Origin of the sequence: Shewanella kaireitica (assembly GCF_023284045.1) — a bacterium.
Classification (GTDB): Bacteria; Pseudomonadota; Gammaproteobacteria; order Enterobacterales; family Shewanellaceae; genus Shewanella; species Shewanella kaireitica.
Window position 1 is genome coordinate 21,921 of the sequence record NZ_JAKIKQ010000002.1, and the last position, 19,812, is coordinate 41,732.

At 42.6% G+C, this 19,812-nt stretch carries 15 protein-coding genes; 2 read left to right on the forward strand and 13 right to left on the reverse strand.

The window, feature by feature from the left end; all coding sequences use genetic code 11:
- Positions 1 to 14: 14 nt before the first annotated feature.
- The 6 genes from carA to dnaK all read right to left on the reverse strand — a co-directional run bounded on the left by carA (position 15) and on the right by dnaK (position 6,964).
- Positions 15 to 1,187 carry a glutamine-hydrolyzing carbamoyl-phosphate synthase small subunit gene (gene carA, locus L2730_RS02670; protein ID WP_248973188.1) on the reverse strand — a complete coding sequence of 391 codons (1,173 nt, stop codon included), beginning with the start codon at positions 1,185 to 1,187 and terminating at the stop codon, positions 15 to 17.
- 175 nt (positions 1,188 to 1,362) lie between these two features.
- Positions 1,363 to 2,178, reverse strand: coding sequence for a 4-hydroxy-tetrahydrodipicolinate reductase (gene dapB / locus L2730_RS02675; protein WP_248973189.1), 816 nt, complete (start codon positions 2,176 to 2,178; stop codon positions 1,363 to 1,365).
- A 64-nt stretch (positions 2,179 to 2,242) separates the two neighbouring features.
- Positions 2,243 to 2,860, reverse strand: coding sequence for a BamJ family beta-barrel-assembly machinery protein (gene bamJ / locus L2730_RS02680; protein ID WP_248973190.1), 618 nt, complete (start codon positions 2,858 to 2,860; stop codon positions 2,243 to 2,245).
- Between the two features lie 81 nt (positions 2,861 to 2,941).
- A complete protein-coding gene (locus L2730_RS02685; protein WP_248973191.1) occupies positions 2,942 to 3,745 on the reverse strand; it encodes a M48 family metallopeptidase in 804 nt (267 codons plus the stop codon).
- A gap of 74 nt (positions 3,746 to 3,819) precedes the next feature.
- Positions 3,820 to 4,950, reverse strand: a complete 1,131-nt coding sequence (gene dnaJ / locus L2730_RS02690) for a molecular chaperone DnaJ (protein ID WP_248973192.1) — start codon at positions 4,948 to 4,950, stop codon at positions 3,820 to 3,822.
- 88 nt (positions 4,951 to 5,038) lie between these two features.
- The gene (gene dnaK / locus L2730_RS02695) at positions 5,039 to 6,964 is read right to left on the reverse strand and encodes a molecular chaperone DnaK (RefSeq protein WP_248973193.1); all 1,926 of its coding nucleotides are present in this window, start codon (positions 6,962 to 6,964) and stop codon (positions 5,039 to 5,041) included.
- A 309-nt stretch (positions 6,965 to 7,273) separates the two neighbouring features.
- On the opposite strand from dnaK, the gene L2730_RS02700 reads away from it, so the two are divergent.
- On the forward strand, positions 7,274 to 8,191 hold the full coding sequence (locus L2730_RS02700; RefSeq protein WP_248973194.1) for a DMT family transporter: 918 nt from the start codon (positions 7,274 to 7,276) through the stop codon (positions 8,189 to 8,191).
- A gap of 79 nt (positions 8,192 to 8,270) precedes the next feature.
- Here L2730_RS02700 and L2730_RS02705 read toward each other — a convergent pair whose 3' ends face one another.
- From L2730_RS02705 to L2730_RS02720, 4 genes are all read right to left on the reverse strand, one after another.
- Positions 8,271 to 8,906 carry a hypothetical protein gene (locus tag L2730_RS02705; RefSeq protein WP_248973195.1) on the reverse strand — a complete coding sequence of 212 codons (636 nt, stop codon included), beginning with the start codon at positions 8,904 to 8,906 and terminating at the stop codon, positions 8,271 to 8,273.
- Between the two features lie 306 nt (positions 8,907 to 9,212).
- Complete coding sequence (locus L2730_RS02710; protein WP_248973196.1) at positions 9,213 to 10,481, reverse strand: glutamate-5-semialdehyde dehydrogenase; 1,269 nt, start codon at positions 10,479 to 10,481, stop codon at positions 9,213 to 9,215.
- The gene (gene proB, locus L2730_RS02715) at positions 10,478 to 11,596 is read right to left on the reverse strand and encodes a glutamate 5-kinase (RefSeq protein WP_248973197.1); all 1,119 of its coding nucleotides are present in this window, start codon (positions 11,594 to 11,596) and stop codon (positions 10,478 to 10,480) included. The genes L2730_RS02710 and proB overlap by 4 nt, the downstream gene beginning before the upstream one ends.
- Before the next feature lie 233 nt (positions 11,597 to 11,829).
- Positions 11,830 to 13,119: an NCS2 family permease gene (locus tag L2730_RS02720; RefSeq protein WP_248973198.1), complete on the reverse strand. Its 1,290-nt coding sequence runs from the start codon at positions 13,117 to 13,119 to the stop codon at positions 11,830 to 11,832.
- Positions 13,120 to 13,882: 763 nt separating this feature from the next.
- On the opposite strand from L2730_RS02720, the gene L2730_RS02725 reads away from it, so the two are divergent.
- Positions 13,883 to 14,245 carry a hypothetical protein gene (locus L2730_RS02725; RefSeq protein WP_248973199.1) on the forward strand — a complete coding sequence of 121 codons (363 nt, stop codon included), beginning with the start codon at positions 13,883 to 13,885 and terminating at the stop codon, positions 14,243 to 14,245.
- A gap of 837 nt (positions 14,246 to 15,082) precedes the next feature.
- On the opposite strand, the gene L2730_RS02735 is transcribed toward L2730_RS02725, so the two are convergent.
- The 3 genes from L2730_RS02735 to L2730_RS02745 form a co-directional block, all read right to left on the reverse strand.
- Positions 15,083 to 16,084 carry a DUF4365 domain-containing protein gene (locus L2730_RS02735; protein ID WP_248973200.1) on the reverse strand — a complete coding sequence of 334 codons (1,002 nt, stop codon included), beginning with the start codon at positions 16,082 to 16,084 and terminating at the stop codon, positions 15,083 to 15,085.
- Between the two features lie 234 nt (positions 16,085 to 16,318).
- Positions 16,319 to 17,515 carry a hypothetical protein gene (locus L2730_RS02740; RefSeq protein WP_248973201.1) on the reverse strand — a complete coding sequence of 399 codons (1,197 nt, stop codon included), beginning with the start codon at positions 17,513 to 17,515 and terminating at the stop codon, positions 16,319 to 16,321.
- Positions 17,516 to 17,556: 41 nt separating this feature from the next.
- On the reverse strand, positions 17,557 to 18,432 hold the full coding sequence (locus tag L2730_RS02745) for an abortive infection family protein (protein ID WP_248973202.1): 876 nt from the start codon (positions 18,430 to 18,432) through the stop codon (positions 17,557 to 17,559).
- Positions 18,433 to 19,812 lie beyond the last annotated feature (1,380 nt).

Here is a 19,812-nt window from a genome sequence, read left to right on the forward strand (position 1 = left end):
CCCGGATGAATTTACTACTTGGCATTCTGACGATACAGTTCAATCAAATCGATGAAGTGATTAAACAGCGGCGCAGCATCGTGTGGCCCAGGGCTCGCTTCAGGGTGTCCCTGGAAGCTAAACGCAGGCTTGTCAGTTAAGTGAATACCTTGCAAAGAACCATCAAAGAGTGACTTATGGGTCACTTTAATATTGGCCGGTAGCGTTGATTCATCTGCAGCAAAACCGTGGTTTTGGCTGGTGATCATTACGTTACCTTGCTCGATATTGCTCACTGGATGGTTTGCACCATGATGACCAAATTTCATTTTTAAGGTTTTAGCGCCAGAGGCTAATGCTAATAACTGATGACCAAGGCAGATACCAAAAACTGGAATGTCCGTCTTCAAAATCTCTTGAATCGCAGTAATCGCATAATCACAAGGCTCTGGGTCACCAGGACCGTTTGATAGGAAAACCCCATCAGGGTTCATCGCTAATACTTCTGATGCTGGGGTTTGTGCTGGTACCACAGTGACATCACAGCCACGGTCAACGAGCATGCGTAAAATATTGCGCTTTACACCATAATCATAAGCTACGACTTTATATTTAAGCTCAGCTTCGGCCTTATCTGACGGTAAACCGCCAACAAGACGCCAGCTACCACTGCGCCATTGATAGGCTTCAGTAGTTGTTACTTCTTTGGCTAAATCCATGCCTTTTAGACCAGGGAACGCTTTAGCGGCTGCTAGCGCTTTGGCTTCATCAAGATCACCCACCAGAATACATCCTGCTTGGGCGCCTTTTTCTCGTAAAATACGAGTCAATTTACGGGTATCAATATCCGCTATACCAACAACATTGTTGGCCTCTAAGTATTCACTTAAAGATTGCTGATTTCGGAAGTTACTTGCGATAAGAGGCAAGTCTCGAATAATAAGGCCACAAGCATGAACAGACGACGATTCAGTGTCTTCTTCATTAGTGCCAGTATTACCAATATGTGGATAAGTGAGAGTTACCATTTGACGAGCATATGATGGATCAGTCAAAATTTCTTGGTAACCAGTCATTGAAGTGTTAAATACCACTTCACCAACAGACATCCCTTCAGCACCAATTGCAGTGCCAGAAAAAACGGTTCCATCTTCAAGTACGAGTAAGGCAGACTTTGTCAACGCGACCTCCGGAAAGAGCCAAGCCATTGAAATACAATGTTTTTTGTGTTTTTTTAAAATACCAACTTTCGCTAAAATACGAAATTTTGACAAATTCCGCCGATTTTATACGTAAAACTGGTACCCGTCTATAGTGGAACTGTACTTTTAAAAAAAATAACTGTTCTCACATAAAAAAACCGCTAATAGCGGTTTTGAATATTTATTGTTTTAAGCCAAGGACTTGTTGCATATCATACAAGCCTGAGCCTTGTGCACTGAGCCAGGAAGCTGCACGCATAGCCCCATTAGCAAATGTCATTCGACTCGATGCTTTATGGGTGATTTCAAGTCTTTCACCAATATCAGCAAACAGTGCGGTATGCTCACCAACAATATCACCAGCACGAACGGTAGCAAAACCTATGGTTTCTCTATCACGCTCACCGGTAATACCTTCACGGCCATAAACAGCACATTTTTCAAGATCGCGACCTAAGGTTTCAGCGATCACTTCACCCATTTTAAGTGCAGTGCCAGACGGTGCATCTTTCTTGTATCTATGATGCCCTTCGATGATCTCAATATCGCTGTAATGCCCCATCACTTCAGCCGCGACTTCTAACAGTTTCCACATTAGATTCACGCCGACAGCCATATTGGGAGCCATTACAATAGGTACTTGTTCTGAGTACGCTGAAATCTGCTCTTTTTGAGCATGATTGAAACCAGTAGTGCCTATCACAATAGCTTTGCCATGTTTAGCACACCAATCGGTATGGATCACGCTAGCCTCAGGCGAGGTAAAGTCAATGAGTACATCAAAATCATCAACGGCCTTATCTAGTGAATCAGTGATTGCAACATTCATTGCCCCCACACCCGCAAGCTCGCCAGCGTCAACTCCCATCAACGTTGAACCCGCACGCTCAATCGCAGCGCCTAACAAAATAGCATCATTCTGTTTAGCCGCTTCAATAAGAGTTCGTCCCATACGGCCACTGCCTCCGGTAATCGCCACTCTTACTCTTTCAGTCATCTCAGTACTCCCTAACTAATTGTCAAAAAAAAGCCTAAGTATTAACTTAGGCTTATTGGCTAACTTAGATAATCTCTAACAATTCAACTTCGAATACCAAAGTTGAATATGGTGGGATTGCAGCGCCAGCGCCACGCTCACCGTATGCTAGGTGCTGCGGTACGCAAAGCTTCCACTTAGAACCCACAGGCATAAGTTGTAGTGCTTCAGTCCAACCAGCGATAACGCCGTTAACTGGGAATTCAGCTGGCTCACCACGAGCAACAGAGCTATCAAATACATCACCTGAGATGAATGTACCGTGGTAGTGAGTACGTACAGTTGAATCAGCGTTTGGCTTATCACCATTACCTTCGGTAATGATTTCGTATTGAAGACCAGACTCTAAAGTCACAACGCCTTCACGTGCGCCGTTGTCAGCAAGGAACTTATCACCGATTTCTGATGCAGCAGCGGCAGCTTCTTCTTGAACTTTCTGGATACGTTGGCTGATTTCAGTGAATGCGATTTGCATATCTTGCATAGCCACTACACTTTCTTTACCTTCGAAAGCGTCAGATAGACCCAATTGAACGGCAGAAATATCGATACCTTCAAACGAGTTAGCAGCTAGTTGCTCACCTAGTTGACGACCAACACCGTAACTTGCTTGCTCTTCAATTGTACTGAACTTATCAGACATAATGATTTTACTCTCAATGATTCATGAATTTTCGCGCGCCAGTTTAGCACATTTTCTGTGATATTCCCCTAAAAATGGCGGCTAATTTGGCCTTTGACAAGTATTTTTCACACTAACACGATTAACTTCATAAAGCGGCTGAGCTTTGGCTTGCATCTGTTGTAGCTGTGCAATGCGTTGACCATGTGATGGGTGAGTCGATAACAGCTCAGGTCCCTGTTCTCCGCCAGCTTTAGACATATTCTTCCACAGCTCAACGCTTTGTGCAGGATTAAAACCCGCCTTGGCCATGAGCTCCACCCCGATAATATCAGCCTCAGACTCTTGGTCTCGGCCATAAGGTAATATGTAGCCTACTTGTACTCCGAGCCCGAGCGCGGCCATGTATAAACTCTTATCTTCAATACCACCAGCACCTAGGGCAACATCAGCCAGTTGCATCCCAGCCCCAGTTAACTGTGCACGCGACACTTGCTCATTACTGTGGTTTGCTAAAACATGCGCCACTTCATGGCCGATAACAGTGGCTAGCTGATCTGAATTGACCGCAACATCTAGCAAGCCGGTATAAACACCAATATGACCACCGGGCAGCGCAAAGGCGTTAACCTGCTCAGATTCAAATACTACCACTTGCCACGGTAAACTTTGATCAGGTAAAGCGGCAGTTATCCTATCGGCTACACAACTAACATAGTTATTCGTTGCTTTGTTTTGACTGACCTTCTCTTGCTGTTTCAATTGCGCAAATGAAGCATCACCCAATTGCGACATCTCTTGTGATGAAAACAGTAAGGTTTGACCGCGACCTGTGGGGGATTGGTGAGTCGCGCAACCCGATAGCAGCAGTACTGAGCTGATAAATATTATTAATCCTTTAGTCATATACTTGATCCCATATTACTAATAACAAAAAGCCCCGCAATTGCGAGGCTTAAATTATATACTTTGAACTGTTATTAACTATTCAAATCTTGAAAAAACTTTTTAACACCATCGAAGAAACCTTCAGCTTTAGGGCTGTGTTTCTTTGACTGGCCAGTTAATGTCTCTTCAAATTCTCGCAATAGCTCTTTTTGACGTTCATTAAGGTTAACAGGAGTTTCCATCACAACCTTACACAACAGATCACCAACAGCATGGCTACGCACAGACTTAACACCCTTACCGCGCATACGGAACATACGTCCAGTTTGCGTTTCAGTTGGGATCTTAAGATTAACTTTGCCATCTAATGTTGGCACTTCAATCTCACCACCCAATGCAGCCTTGCTAAATGAGATAGGCACTTCACAATAAAGGTTATTGCCATCACGTTGGAAGATGGCATGTTCGCGTACACTTACCTGAACATATAAGTCCCCTGGAGGTGCACCAAACTCGCCCGCTTCACCTTCACCTGATAGACGAATACGATCGCCAGTATCAACCCCAGCAGGGATCTTAACTGATAGTGTTTTGCTCTTCTCTACGCGCCCTTCGCCATGACACTTATTACAAGGATCTTTAATGATCTTGCCGCGACCATGACAGGTAGGACAGGCTTGCTGTACAGCAAAGAAACCTTGGCGCATCTGAACTTGGCCTTGGCCATGACAGGTACCACAAGTTGTCGGTTTAGAGCCTTTCTTAGCGCCAGTACCGTCACAAGGTTCACAAGCAACCAATGTTGGGATGCGTAGCTCTTTACTTAACCCTTTAACCGCTTCCTCTAAAGAAAGCTCTAGGTTATAACGTAAATCGCTGCCACGCGCCGCTTGACGTTGTCCGCCACCACGACGTCCACCACCGAAGATATCACCAAATACGTCGCCAAATACGTCGCCAAAATCAGCACCGCCATGACCGCCACCGCCACGATTTGGATCAACGCCAGCATGACCAAACTGATCATACGCCGCTTTCTTATCGCTATCGGTTAGGATTTCATAAGCTTCTTTAACTTCTTTAAAGCTAGCTTCTGCTTCTTTATCACCTGGGTTGCGATCTGGATGAAACTTCATTGCTAAACGCTTATAAGCTTTTTTCACTTCGCGTTCGCTGGCGTCACGTCCGACACCTAATACTTCGTAAAAATCTCGCTTTGACATAATCTCATGCTTTCTTTGCTGGAGTTGCACGAACGGGCGTAAGAGTTACCTCAAACGCCCGCTTGAATAAATTAGGGGTTAGCCGTCATTATTTTTTGTCGTCTTTCACTTCTTCAAACTCAGCGTCAACAACATCATCCGCTGCGTGAGCGTCTTGTTGCGCTTCGCCTGCGCCTTCTGGCTGACCTTGCTGAGCTTGCGCTTTAGCTTGGGCAATTTCCATTAGCTTAGAAGAAGCTTCCATTAGCTCTTGAGTTGCTTTTTCAATCGCTTCTTTGTCGCTACCTTTAGTGGCAGTGTCAACGTTAGCCATTGCAGCTTCAATTTTCTCTTTTTCGTCAGCTGGTAACTCTTCACCGGCTTCTTCGATCTGCTTCTTAGTTGCGTGAACCATGCCATCAGCTTGGTTACGAGCTGTTACTAGCTCTTCGAACTTAGCATCTTCATCAGCATGTGCTTCAGCATCACGAACCATTGCTTCAACTTCTTCATCACTTAGACCTGAAGAGGCTTTAATAGTGATGTTTTGTGCTTTACCGGTTTTCTTGTCTGTCGCAGATACATGCAAGATACCGTCGGCATCGATGTCGAATGCAACTTCAATTTGTGGCATGCCACGTGGAGCTGGTTCAATACCTTCGAGGTTGAATTGACCTAGAGACTTGTTACCGCTTGATTGCTTACGCTCACCTTGCAGTACGTGAATAGTCACAGCTGCTTGGTTGTCGTCTGCAGTCGAGAACGTTTGCGATGCTTTAGTCGGGATAGTGGTGTTCTTCTCGATAAGCTTAGTCATTACGCTACCCATAGTCTCAATACCTAGAGACAGTGGTGTAACGTCTAGTAGCAATACATCTTTAACGTCACCAGATAGTACGCCCGCTTGAACTGCTGCACCGATAGCAACCGCTTCATCAGGGTTAACATCTTGACGTAGCTCTTTGCCAAAGAAAGAAGAAACTTCTTCACGTACTTTAGGCATACGAGTCTGGCCACCAACAAGAATCACTTCGTTGATATCAGAAACTGAAAGGTCAGCGTCTGCTAGAGCAACTTTTAGTGGCTCAAGTGAGCGAGTAATTAGGTCTTCAACCAGTGACTCAAGTTTTGCACGAGTGATCTTAACCACTAAATGCTTAGGACCTGTTGCATCAGCAGTGATGTATGGCAGGTTTACTTCAGTTTGTGTGGTGCTTGAAAGCTCAATCTTCGCTTTTTCAGCAGCTTCTTTTAGACGCTGCATCGCTAGCGGATCGTTACGTAGGTCAAGAGATTGCTCTTTCTTGAACTCGTCAGCTAGGTAATTAATTAGACGGTTATCAAAATCTTCACCACCTAAGTGAGTGTCACCGTTGGTAGCAAGTACTTCAAAAGTTTGCTCGCCATCAACACTGTCGATTTCAATGATAGAGATATCAAATGTACCACCACCTAAATCGTATACTGCAACGATGTTGTCGCCTTGCTTCTTATCAATACCGTATGCAAGTGCTGCAGCAGTTGGCTCGTTGATAATACGCTTAACTTCAAGACCTGCGATACGACCAGCATCTTTAGTCGCTTGACGCTGTGAATCGTTAAAGTATGCAGGAACAGTAATCACCGCCTCTGTCACTTCTTCACCTAAATAATCTTCTGCAGTTTTCTTCATCTTCTTCAAGATTTCAGCAGAGATTTGTGGTGGAGCCATTTTCTTACCTTGGGCTTCTACCCAAGCATCGCCATTATCAGCGCCGATGATTTTGAATGGCATGATGTCAACATCACGTTGAACTTCATCATCTTTAAAACGACGACCGATAAGACGCTTAATAGCAAATACGGTGTTAGTTGGGTTTGTAACAGCCTGACGCTTTGCAGGTTGACCAACTAAAGTTTCATCAGCAGTGTATGCGATGATTGAGGGTGTAGTACGATCGCCTTCAGCATTTTCTAATACGCGAGCTTTGTCGCCGTCCAATACTGCAACACAAGAGTTTGTTGTGCCTAAATCGATACCAATAATTCTACCCATGGAGTCCTCCGAAATCTTATCTAAACTAAATTTGTTATCTGGTAATAGAAATGGGGTCAGACTGAATCGTTTTCAAGTCTTAATTTTTTGCCCATTTCGTCTCTTGGTTACCTATATTGGGACGTTTGAAACGAATACAAGGGAAAAGTGTAAATTTTGTCATTTGATTGCATTTTATTGATCTAAATCTCAGTTCACTAATATGCACAAACGTATAATGAATACAATCGAAGAAGTAGTTGTGCAATCTATGCGGTCTGACCGTGTTGCACGTATATATGTAGTCTCGACGTAGTAGAGTAGTAGAAATTGAAAACATCCCATCAGGCTTATGCTTTTGGCATAGGTGCAATATTGCTGTGGTCGACTGTCGCCACCGCTTTTAAATTAGCATTGACCCATTACACGCCTTTGCAATTGGTGTTTATTGCGGTCACTACCTCAATTGTGGCGCTTGGAGTGATCCTTGCTGCGCAAAATAAATTGTCATTAGTGAGCAAGCAGTTCGCTGGCCGGCCACTGTTTTATTTACAAACCGGTTTGCTCAGCCCTTTTCTTTATTATTTAGTGCTCTTTAAGGCTTATGATTTGCTGCCAGCACAGCAAGCTTTATCACTCAATTATACTTGGGCGATTCTACTACCCATTCTCTCTGTGCCGTTACTTGGACAAAAACTAAGAAAAAGTGATGTGGTAGCCGCCGTTGTTGCTTACTTTGGGGTGTTTACTATAGCCACTAAAGGCAATTTGACGGGCTTTCAGTTTGAAAGTACCGCAGGTGTGGTACTGGCCTTAACCAGCACGCTACTGTGGTCACTGTATTGGATAGTCAACACCAAAGACAAGGGCGACCCTGTCATTAGTTTATTGCTAAGTTTCTTAGTTGGGTTGCCCTTTATTGTTGTTGCTTTACTGACAACCCAGACACTGCCAGCTTGGAGCTTAGAGGGCATGCTAGCCGCCGCTTATGTGGGCTTGTTTGAGATGGGTGTGACCTTTGTGCTGTGGCTTATCGCATTAAAAAAAGCCGAGCGAACTGCGAGTATTACCACATTGGTGTTTATTACTCCGGTGCTATCAATCGGCTTTATAGCCTGGATCTTGCGAGAAAATATTGAAGAGTCGACCTATATCGGCCTTGCTTTGATCTTGTCTGCATTAGCATTGCAGCGGCTATTACCAAAACTGGGCAAATGGCGCGACAGTAAACGTGCAACGGTGCAATAGCAGTACCCGTGCTATAAGACTTAATAAAAAACCGGCAAACGCCGGTTTTTTTTTATTTATTAACGACAAGCTGAAGTCACTACAATTTTGTCACCACGACCTCGCCAACACCAACATCGACAGTAAGTGATGCCTCTCCAGCTTGGTCTTTATTCGAGTATGACTGCGCCACTAAACTTCTCTCAACAGTCAGTTTTCTCCCCTGCTCACTGATTGATACATCACCCACACCAGAATCAAGATCGATGCTGTTATAGGTAATTTGATGTTCAACAACCGCACTACCGACGCCTAACGAAATTTCGATATCATTAGTCATACCGCTAACTTCGATTGCACCAACTCCAACCTCTAATGATAGTGCTGTTTGCTTTGGTAAATACACCGTCCACTGCTGCTCGATATTATCTTGCTCATTCAAACTAAGATTAAGTGCTTTGGTCGTGATCTTAGACTCAATGGCAATGTCACTAAGATCAGTATCGCCCCAAAAGAACAACCAATTGGTGTCTGAATCTTCAACGACTACCTCAATCTTTATCTCATTACTGTCAGTGGCAATAAATTTAGCCGAGCCTATCCCCATATCAAGGCTGACTTCTTGACCATCATATTGATAGCTCTCGCTCAAGGTTCGTGTAGATGCAGCCATAGCTACCGTTGATGTCATTCCCAATATAAGGAACAGTGTTGTAAATAAGCGGGAAGTCGTCATGGTTAAGTCCTTTTGATTATCTTTCATTTATTTACAAATGAAATGCAATCGACAGGCCAACTTTTATAGCTAGTAAATTCAACAACTTAAGCAACCCCATCAACATTAGATAAATAAGCTTATGTTATTCCATACTAGTTAATAGCAATTCTGACCACCTGCAGATCTGAATCTGCTATTCACAACGAATATGAAATAGAGGGTGACTAGGGCAAAAAAAAAGACCGCTGATAGCGGCCTTTATTACGACAAGTAGCTTTAATGCAAAACTTCGATTCATTATTAAGCGAGTTGAATAACTAACGATTAGCCTCTGACAGTGTAATCTCCCCAAGCCAACCACTTATAAGTTGTTAGCGCTTCGAGCCCCATCGGTCCGCGAGCATGTAGCTTTTGAGTGCTTACCGCCACTTCAGCCCCTAAACCAAACTCACCACCATCGGTAAAGCGGGTGCTGGCATTAACGTAAACAGCAGCAGAATCGACCGCATTCATAAACTCGCTAGCAGTATGGATATTGTCAGTCAAAATAGACTCAGAGTGGCCACTTGAATATTGACGAATATGCGCCACTGCATCTTCTAGGCTATCAACCACTTTTATTCCTAGAGTTAACGACAACCACTCCGTTGAATAAGCCTCGTCGGTTGCCAACAATACCTGCTGCTCATTGTTGTCCATCACCGCTTGAGTTTGTGCGCAACCATAAAAGCTAACACCTTTAGTTGCCAACTGCTTACATAAAGCTGGGATAAAGTGCTTAGCATTGGCTTGATGTACTAATACCGTATCGAGTGCATTACACACTGTAGGTCGCTGCACCTTGGCATTTTCAATAACGGCTATCGCCTTTTCGAGATCGGCCTGTACATCAACAAACAGATGACAAATACCGATGCCGCCCAAAATGACTGGGATCGTCGCTTGCTCGGCACATAGACGCTGCAGATTCTGGCCGCCTCGAGGTACAATCATATCTACATATTTATCGAGCTTAAGAAGTCCTGATACTAAACTGCGGTCTGGATTATCAATTAGCTGTACACAATCTTCAGGTAAGCCTTGCTCCGTCATTGCACTGCGGATCACATTACATAGCGCTTTATTTGAGGCCAAGGTCTCTTTACCGCCGCGCAGAATAACCGCGTTGCCCGTCTTTAACGCGAGTACTGCTATATCAACAGTCACGTTCGGCCGCGCTTCGTAAATGACACCAATAACGCCGAGTGGTACACGGCGGCGAGACAAACGCAGACCGTTATCAAGTACGCGGCTATCAATCTCACTGCCCACGGGATCAGTCAAACCAATCACATTATCAATATCAGCAATCACGCTAAGTAAACGCGGCTCATCTAACAACAATCTGTCTATCATCGCTTCTGATAAGCCGTTTGCTTTTGCTTGTTCTACATCTTGTTGGTTAGCAGCAATAATGCTCGCTTTGGCATAGGTCAGTTTGCTAGCAATACAGCGCAGCAATGCCGTCTTTTGCTGGCCCGTTAGACTCGCTAGCGCGTAGCTTGCTTTTTTTGCTTGCTCACCTAACTTATTTAGAAATTCGCTATTACTCATAACACCACCATATCGTTGCGATGAACCACTGCATCACCATAATCATAACCGAGCACCAACTCGATGCTATCTGAATGTTTGCCCGCTATTAGGCTTAAATCTTTCGAGCTATAACGGCTCATACCTTTGGCGCATACTTTGCCAGTAATATCGATTAACTCAACGGTATCACCGCGTTGGAACTGACCGTTTATCTCGGTAATGCCTTTCGATAGCAGACTTTTACCTTTATCCGTCACCGCCACTACAGCGCCAGGATCGAGCTTTATTTGGCCTCGTGTTGCAGGGCCTGCCAAAATCCATTGTTTGCGGCTTTCTAACGGATTTTCTAACGCAGTAAAATGGGTACCCACAGGTGTTGAACAGACCACTTTTTGAATCACATCTTTATGATGTCCAGAAGCAATTACCACCTCAACACCTGCACGGCGAGCGATATCAGCCGCCTCAAGCTTGGTTGCCATACCGCCTGTACCTAAGCCAGAAACTGCGCCACCAGCCAACATGCGCAGGCTATCGTCAATATTAACCACTTCAGTGATCAGCTTTGCATTAGGGTCACTTCGTGGATCTGCATTAAACAAACCTTTTTGATCCGTCAGTAGGATAAGCATATCCGCATCGCAAAGTAGCGCCGCACGTGCAGATAAGTTGTCGTTGTCACCCACTTTAATTTCAGTGGTCGCGACAGCGTCATTTTCATTAATAATCGGAATAATGCCATTAGCCAGCAGTGCGTTTAAAGAGTCTCTGGCATTGAGATAGCGCTCTCTGTCGTGCAGGTCGGCGCGAGTTAGCAATAGCTGACCAACATGTAAACCGTAGATACTAAAGAGTTGCGACCAAGCTAAGATAAGCTGACTTTGACCAACCGCTGCTAATAATTGCTTACTTGCCATGGTATCGGGGAGTTCGGGGTAGCCTAAATGCTCTTTACCAGCAGCGATAGCACCCGAGGTGCAAAGCACGACTTCAACACCCGCTTTCATCAAACTCGCCATTTGGCGAGCAAGTTCAACTAAATGTGCTTTATCCAATTTGCGGCTGCCTGAAGTCAGCACGCTCGTTCCCAGTTTTACTACCACGCGGCGGTAAGCAATCTCACTTAAGTTCATTATTATCTAGCTAAAATACATTGAATAAACCTTATACCCAATCTAGGTTTGAATTGGTAGTGAGTACCCACAAAGAGCAGAAATAAATTAGATGAATTGGATATATCTCATATTATTGCCGCTTTACAGTAAGATCTGCAGCGCATTAACCTCGCCAGCGTACAAAAGGCAAAATAAAAGCCACCCGGGGTGGCTTCTGTAACTAACAACAATATTTAGCTGCTAATAAGCATTTAACCATAGATGAATTTTGCCACAAACAGCGCCGCTAAAATCACCACACCAAGGCTTAGATCTTTATAACGACCGCTCATCAGTTTGATTACTGCGTAAGAGATAAAGCCCATCGCAATACCTGTCGCGATAGAGAAAGTCAGTGGCATTAAAATACAAACCACCACCACGGGCGCCGCTTCGGTGATATCTTCCCACTCAACATGCACAAGGCCTGACATCATCAAAATAGCCACATAAAACAGTGTACCGGCAGTCGCATAAGCAGGCACCATCCCAGCAAGTGGCGAGATAAACAGTGAACCTAAAAATAGCAGTCCTACCACAACCGCTGTTAGGCCTGTTCGACCACCAGCGCTCACACCCGCTGTACTTTCAATGTAACTGGTAGTGGTTGAGGTGCCGAGCATAGCACCTGCAATCGTAGCGGTACTATCAGCAGTCAACGCACGGTTTAAACGTGGCAATTTCCCTTTATCATCTAAAAAGCCACCGCGCTGCGCAACAGCAACTAAGGTGCCAGAAGTATCAAACAGATCCACAAACAAGAATGCAAAGACCACCGACAGCATGCTCACTTCGAGTACACTCGACAGATCCATCTTCATAAAGGTCGGCATAATTGAAGGCGGCGTTGCCACTATGCCTTGATACTGTACATCACCAAATAATAAGCCAAGACCCGTTACCGCTAAAATGCTCACGATAACCGCTGACTTCATGCCTCTGTGTACCATGGCAATAATCAAGAAGAAACCAAGTACCGCCATCACAGCAGGAAACGCTGTCACATCGCCCATAGTTACCAGAGTCGCAGGGCTTGCGACGACTATACCGGCACTCTTGAGGCCAATCAGCGCTAAAAATAGACCAATACCAGCGGCAATACCAAGTCGCAGCGACATAGGGATGCTATTAACAATCCACTCGCGAATACGCACTAACGACAATACTAAGAAACAGATCCCCGATAGGAACACCGCACCTAATGCTGTTTCCCATGTGTAGCCCATTTCACCCACAACCGTGTAAGTGAAAAACGCGTTCAAGCCCATGCCAGGAGCAAGCGCGATTGGATAGTTAGCAACAATTCCCATGATCAAGCAACCAATTGCTGCCGCCAAACAGGTAGCCACAAACACAGCGCCATGATCCATGCCCGCATCAGCGAGCATCATAGGGTTAACAAAAATAATATAAGCCATAGTTAAAAAAGTGGTTAAGCCCGCAACAACCTCTTGTTTTAACGACGTTTGGTTCTGTTTTAGTTTGAATAGTTTTTCTAGCATGGAACAAGGTTCCTTGATTTTTATTATGTAGGGGTTAATACAGTTTTTACTGTCATATAAATGTTTACGAACTGTTAAGAACGCACATTTTTAGGCGATTATACGGGCAGACTCTGCTTGGCGCTAGCACTTATCTTTTAGTTAGAATTTGTTAATTTTAAAGAGCGTTGCTGGTAGTTTGAAAGTGAGTTTCGTTGGAAGGAGAGGTTACATGATCCGTTCATTCTACATAGTAAGAGATCACTCGTAGTGCCATTAACTATAAATGTCCACGTTGTCCAAGCTTGACTGAGTGATATTTAAGGGGGGCTGATGAGGTGAATGCGAAGCCAAATAGTTGTTCATTTTCCTATGGAAATAAGCTTTGCGTGTTTTGCAACTTGAATCAAGTACTTCTAACCTTAGTGTTTGCAAAGAGCGAGTTAACGCAGGACGACTTATTATTCATTGAATAAGTTAAATGCAAACTCTCCCAAACAACTTGTAACATAAAATTTACACAAATAATCATTCACCAGCTATCAAAATAAATTATAACCTTTAAAATCAAAAGCTTAATAAAGCCAATCTAGATAGTAAGTTAGTCTTAGTACATAAGAATTATAAACTTGAACCCTGCATAGATACAGGGTTTCTGCCCGTTAATTTACATCCAACTTATTATTCCATTATCTATTGCAGCGTAACTTTTCTGATGTACCTTAGCAAAAGCTTAAGTTATTAAGCTAACTTGAAAATAACAAATTTATTAAAAAGGATATTTATGAATAAGTTAATTACTGCAGGTATTTTGGTCGCGAGCTCACTTTTTGCAAATCAAGCTATGTCAGCAACCATGGAGTGTTTTGTAGATACTCAGGCCTATGATCAATATACACCCAACAGATGTGATGCAATTGTATGGGGGGCTCGTTCTGCAACTGCAGCCTTTAGAATTACTGGGGCAAGTAAGCCTATCAACTCAGTAATCTGGGGAGACAAAGCATCATCTTGTGGTACCAGTGGAACTTCATGTTCATTTACAATTCGACCTTTCTTTCCACACAAAGCAACCGCAACGATATTATACCAAGACGGCACCTGGGAAACAGCTTCCGCTACAGCTTCATTCGAAGATGGCCGTTAGCTTAAAGCTCTAATCCATCACTTGCTTATATTATTTACAGAGCATCAGCAGTAAAACGGATTAGACATTTGGCGAGCGAGGTCAAACCTCGTTCTCCAATCATTACGAGAAACCATACTGTTTTTGACCTTGGGTTTCCCCCACTTAAATTTCATCCTACTCAGTATATGTTGCCGCTAAGTTAGATAGCGCCTAATTTTGTATGCTGCCAATTGGTATTTTTCTCTCCGTCACTGCCAAACTAGGTTCTTTCAACACAAATAGATAGCCACAGTATTGCTAAAGAGAAAACACTAAAAACGCAGATGGAACAACAAACAAAGTTAAGTGGGTTACAGCCACATATATCGATAGCTTTCAGCAATCAATTGAGAATAGGGTTTGCTCTGTTCTCAGGATAAAAACTCACTCAGTGAAACTCACTTTGAGACTGGAAGCGAGTTAACCAAAGAGTCTAAAGGCCAGTAAGGATTAAGAGAATATATGGCAATGGGACGTAATTCAGCTGCATTGAGCTTTTGCAAGTCGCCGTGAATATATCCCTATAGGCTCTGCTAAATCATCCATGATTTAGAAGCTTGCACAGCCCAATTCAGATGAATATCTAGCCAGCCCATTTTAGTCGTTAACTCGTTTTTGGACAGAAATGCGTTAGAGTTTAAGCTCTGAAAATGACTCTTGGCATTAGGAAAGCTATGGCAATCAGATAAGTGGCAACGCCCTGTTAAGGGGTGAGCAACGCAATACAGAAGCCGCCGCAAACCACCTTAATCACTAAATTCAACGCATAGTAAAAATGCCACGCGTTGCGAATCCCTCTTGAACAGCTTGTTAGCACTATATTTGTGCACAATAGCTATTAAAAGTTAACCCATGATTTCTTCTTTCCCGCGGGTAGTCATAACCTAGATCACTAATACCGTCATGGTCTCTCGCTGTTGGTATGATGTTTTCATATACCAACCTTAAGTAGGTTGGGTCTTTGTGCAGCCAAAAGTATTGTCCAGAAAAAACTCGGTTTTCATACTTTTGAAGAGCATCGAGATATAGAGGAAACAATACTTCCATTGGTTTTCTCGCAATAAAATTAACCACTTCATCATCATAACCACTATTCACAGATTGGTTGCACCAATATTGGTGGCTATACCTATATTTTTTCTCCTCATCTGAAAACTTCGAGTTATCAAAATTTTCATGAACTAGTAGGACTTTGCAAACTTCTAAAAAAGTGGCGAAATCATCTTGACTTTCAACTTCAGAACAAATGTCATAGTGAAATACATCAGCATATAAGCTAGCAAATCTCTTCAGGTTTTTTAGCCCCAGTTTATGGTTGTATATCTCATCAAGCAATGAAGGGAATACTGAGTAAGCTTTTGTGAACACCTTAGCAACAGGAACCTGTGACTTAAGACCATTTTGATGTGGTAAAAATTCTATTGTTTTTGTTGAATTACTTCGGTCAATCTTTGAAATAACATCCCAAAACAAAGGTTTTGAGATATAGATATTTTCAGTTTTCAGATCAACTGCGTACGCAACAACATGGCTTTTAAAGCTAAGCTGTGCCCAATAGTTTAGCGTACTTTGTTTAATTCCAGATATTGTGGGTACGGAGTCACTATTACGGATAACAAGTTTTTCGGAAGCTTTAACTTGTGCCTTGATATAATTTCCGACTACTCTTCTATCCTCTACAAATTCGATTTCAAAGTCGATACCATAATCATTTTCGGTAACATTACGGAAAATGCCAACATCCCGGAGATGATAAAGAAGAATAGCGTATGAATCAGATTCAGCTTTATGTTGTTTTATTTGATTTGGTAAATCCATAGTATCCTCATATAGTGCTAACAGTAAATTAGGCTGAATTCCGAATAAGAACAGTCAGCCTAGTTGATTTCACGCGAACAAAGCACCTCAAAAAACTTTTAAATCAATAGCTTAACGACCAATTCGCTGCGAACTCACTGATTCTTCTGATGGTTAAATCCAGAATTTACTTATTTGTGACGTGAATTGATTTAACTATTGTGGAGAAATTTTTTTAAACAGCCACTTAGCAGTCTATTGTTTAAGTGAGCGGATAAGATGATCAATGTTGTAAATGTCATTTTCCGAAATTAGTTTATTATGTTCCAGAAAAATCTCGCCTGCAGGAAGTTTGAAAGCTGATATAAACACCTCATCAAATGGATGGTTAGTGCTAGGAGTTGTCTCCATAAATGTGTAGAATTGACGAGAATCCCATTCATGCTTCTGTCTTAGAGTTTCTCTATTTGAAAAGTACATAATTAATCCCCCGCAAGTATAAAACTTAGTCACACTCTCAATATTTTGGAGTGCAATAACACCTAGCATCTCAACTTGTGAAAGAAGATGACCTTGCTCTAGAATTTCATCCGCTCTTCTTACATCAACAAACTTATCTTTGACTACCCAGTTTACCACTTCACTTTGCTTCTCTTCTTGCATAAAACTGTCGTAGTGCAGTGAATACATTGATGTCTGCTTGTACTTTTCAAGTGCATCATAACCAATATATTTTGTAATGAATTCATCAGAGTATGGATAAGTGATTGTATCACCAGTTCTAGCGTAGATCTCTTCATCGTTGAGTAACACAGGCATTGGATCTATCGCCAACCTCATTACTGCTACAGTCCCAATACAACTCTCGACATATCCAACAAATTCATCAACAAACACTTCATCATCAAATTTGTTTTTGATTCTACTTAACGGGTGATTTCTACTAGCGTAAAGCTTGTCAAAACCTTGTTTATGGACGTACTTATTAAGACGCTTTTTTACTTTTTCTGTCTCGACAAAAAACTCTGAAAGTTTACTTTTGATATCCTTAAATTCACTCTCATTTGATTCCAAGTGTTTAATCATACCTGCATACATTGGAAAATGTTGCTCAGACTTCCATTTATCTAACTCTCTTTTCCTAACTTCTTCTTTAGTATCATAGAGGTACATCATCGTCATTGCGACTTCTAATGACTGACGTAGGGAGTAAAAGGCACAATCAAAATACCCCTGTTCGAACAAGGCAAGACTATTAACAATCAGATGGCTTGCTTCAAAGATGAATGTGTTTGCAATACTAGCATCAGCTCTTCCTGTGAAGCTGTCTTCGATGTTAGACACATCGAGAAGTAGTTCTTCTTTGCTAGGAACTTGTAGAGGCTTGAGATGCCTCGTTTCTTTATATTTTCCAAAATCCATACTTTGCTCGACTGCTTTTTGCTTGGTCACCGATAGTCCACCAAATAGGCTCTATGCTGGTCATATACACATTACGCCAGCTCTATATCACCCCATACATCAGGAAGAGGCTGGACGGTGGATCTGCTATGTCGAGCCATACATTCTTCAATGTAGCGAAATATAGTTACTGCCGCGTTAATCATAGCCTGTGCTTCTGGTTCAAGAAGCAGTTCGTTATTATGTGCAAGACTTGCGTGGTTACGAATAGTACCCAGAGCACTGATGGTAGCTGCCATACAGTTAAGAACATTCGCGACTTCTGAATGTCTATTTCCTTGTGGCCGAAGAGCGGGGTGATTGTTCTTCAATTCTTTGAAAGCCTTTTGTGCTGTAACGCCTAAATCCAATGGAATACTAGCTTCTTGGCAAAGACTAACAATGTAAGCATGAAGTGCGGTATGGACACGATCAATTGCACTTGCAGGCGTTAGTGTTTTTGCGTCTTGCAGTGCCCTAATAACTGTTTGTGACATGGATAGCGAAGGCTCTGGCACCTGAACATTTCCTGCCATTACCAGCTCACCGTTATTGATATGACAGGGCATTCCATGCATAGATAAAATTTGGTTTATGTGTACGGCAGTAGGGACGGTGATTTCGAAACAATATAACTCCTCAAATGCGTTGAAGATTGCAGCAATAAAGCCAGGGCCATTCTTACTTGCGTCTGTCATGTACCACTCAAGATCGCCTTTTGCCCAGTCAGTATTAGAACTTCTGTTGTATTCTATTCCTGCAGGCTTTGCCATGTGCTTCTTATAGATTTCAAAGAGGTCTTTTTCCTCACATCTTTGGTTGAAATTAACTCTTCCTATTAATGTCAGCAATTCTTTAAAAACATTGTCAGGGATAGCAAAAGGATATTCAGTTGCAAACTGCAGTTCTGCTGGTAGTACGAGAGGCATTTTTATACCATTTTATGCAAGTATTTTATGGGACAAATATTATCACTGATTGCCAATATGGAAGAAACTTTAACAGTATATAACTTCTTGATTTTCTGCTTTCGGATAATTTTTAGTTGGGTAAACACACATCAATAGAATGTGAGTGAGTATCTCCTCTAACACGTTTTGGGGCAGAAGTGAGTTTCAAAAACTAACAGAATACCCCCCCATCGAAGTTGCCGAACTCATCGAAGACAAATCGCGTGAGTGAGGCATGGATGCCGAGTTAGCCTTAGGTGAGCCATGGACGGCGAATATAAGGCGATAGCTATTTTCGAAAATGAGCGAGGCTCAACAACTTCGCCGGGGCGGCAGGGGTGATCCAAGAGGGGATTGCTGTTGATCCCCTTTTGGCCGAGTGTGAGCTGGAAGCTCACGACTTTGGTCAAGCGCAGCTTGACATGTGGCAATGCCACCTCAAATTACAGGCAAAAAATGCCTGCTCAAAGAGCAGGCTGACATGTTCAAGTGTTCCATAAGGAAATCGGCATAACACTGCTAGCGTTGATTCTACAAATCCACCTCAGCAAAACCCTATTAATAGGCACACACCAAATTACAGGCAAACATGTTCAAATCTTCCATAAGGAAATCGGCATAACACTGCTAGCGTTGATTCTACAAATCCACCTCAGCAAAACCCTATTAATAGGCACACACCAAATTACAGGCAAACATGTTCAAGTCTTCCATAAGGAAATCGGCATAACACTGCTAGCGTTGATTCTACAAATCCACCTCAGCAAAACCCTATTAATAGGCACACACCAAATTACAGGCAAAAAAAATGCCTGCTCAAAGAGCAGGCAGACATGTTCAAGTGTTCCATAAGGAAATCGGTTAGCGCGCCAGCGTTAATCAATGGCATGTTGACTAGCATCAACATACAACTTGCGTCTAAACACACCCAAAGGGTGTTATAAGGTTGATGGATATTGAAACTACTTTTAAGGAGGGTTAGCCCTTAAAAGTCATAGCATATAGACCGCCACGCAAAACATCAGTGTTTAACCAAAAGCTCTGCGAATAAATAGTACTACTAGCTGTAAATGACATAATCATTACTCCTAACAAAGTTGAAAAAATACTCTAATCAATTTAATTACGGGGTTGAGACCAATTAAATTGACGAGTCAACTTGTCGCTCGATTCCTTGGAGAATTATCCATCCTGGATAGACTTATCTGTGGTAGGCATTCACCCTAACCAACGAGAGCCATTATAGATAACTGTAATTTTATTACAACTATTAATTCAATATAATGCCGAAAAGTGGCTTTAAACGTAATTTAACCACACTTATAGTGTGTGTAGATCACATAAAATCGCTATTTATTG

Bases quoted from the DNA above. Each gene is read 5' to 3' on its own strand.
- carA (WP_248973188.1), bottom strand. From the start codon at position 1,187: ATGGCTTGGCTCTTTCCGGAGGTCGCGTTGACAAAGTCTGCCTTACTC.
- dapB (WP_248973189.1), bottom strand. From the start codon at position 2,178: ATGACTGAAAGAGTAAGAGTGGCGATTACCGGAGGCAGTGGCCGTATG.
- bamJ (WP_248973190.1), bottom strand. From the start codon at position 2,860: ATGTCTGATAAGTTCAGTACAATTGAAGAGCAAGCAAGTTACGGTGTT.
- L2730_RS02685 (WP_248973191.1), bottom strand. From the start codon at position 3,745: ATGACTAAAGGATTAATAATATTTATCAGCTCAGTACTGCTGCTATCG.
- dnaJ (WP_248973192.1), bottom strand. From the start codon at position 4,950: ATGTCAAAGCGAGATTTTTACGAAGTATTAGGTGTCGGACGTGACGCC.
- dnaK (WP_248973193.1), bottom strand. From the start codon at position 6,964: ATGGGTAGAATTATTGGTATCGATTTAGGCACAACAAACTCTTGTGTT.
- L2730_RS02705 (WP_248973195.1), bottom strand. From the start codon at position 8,906: ATGACGACTTCCCGCTTATTTACAACACTGTTCCTTATATTGGGAATG.
- L2730_RS02710 (WP_248973196.1), bottom strand. From the start codon at position 10,481: ATGAGTAATAGCGAATTTCTAAATAAGTTAGGTGAGCAAGCAAAAAAA.
- proB (WP_248973197.1), bottom strand. From the start codon at position 11,596: ATGAACTTAAGTGAGATTGCTTACCGCCGCGTGGTAGTAAAACTGGGA.
- L2730_RS02720 (WP_248973198.1), bottom strand. From the start codon at position 13,119: ATGCTAGAAAAACTATTCAAACTAAAACAGAACCAAACGTCGTTAAAA.
- L2730_RS02725 (WP_248973199.1), top strand. From the start codon at position 13,883: ATGAATAAGTTAATTACTGCAGGTATTTTGGTCGCGAGCTCACTTTTT.
- L2730_RS02735 (WP_248973200.1), bottom strand. From the start codon at position 16,084: ATGGATTTACCAAATCAAATAAAACAACATAAAGCTGAATCTGATTCA.
- L2730_RS02745 (WP_248973202.1), bottom strand. From the start codon at position 18,432: ATGCCTCTCGTACTACCAGCAGAACTGCAGTTTGCAACTGAATATCCT.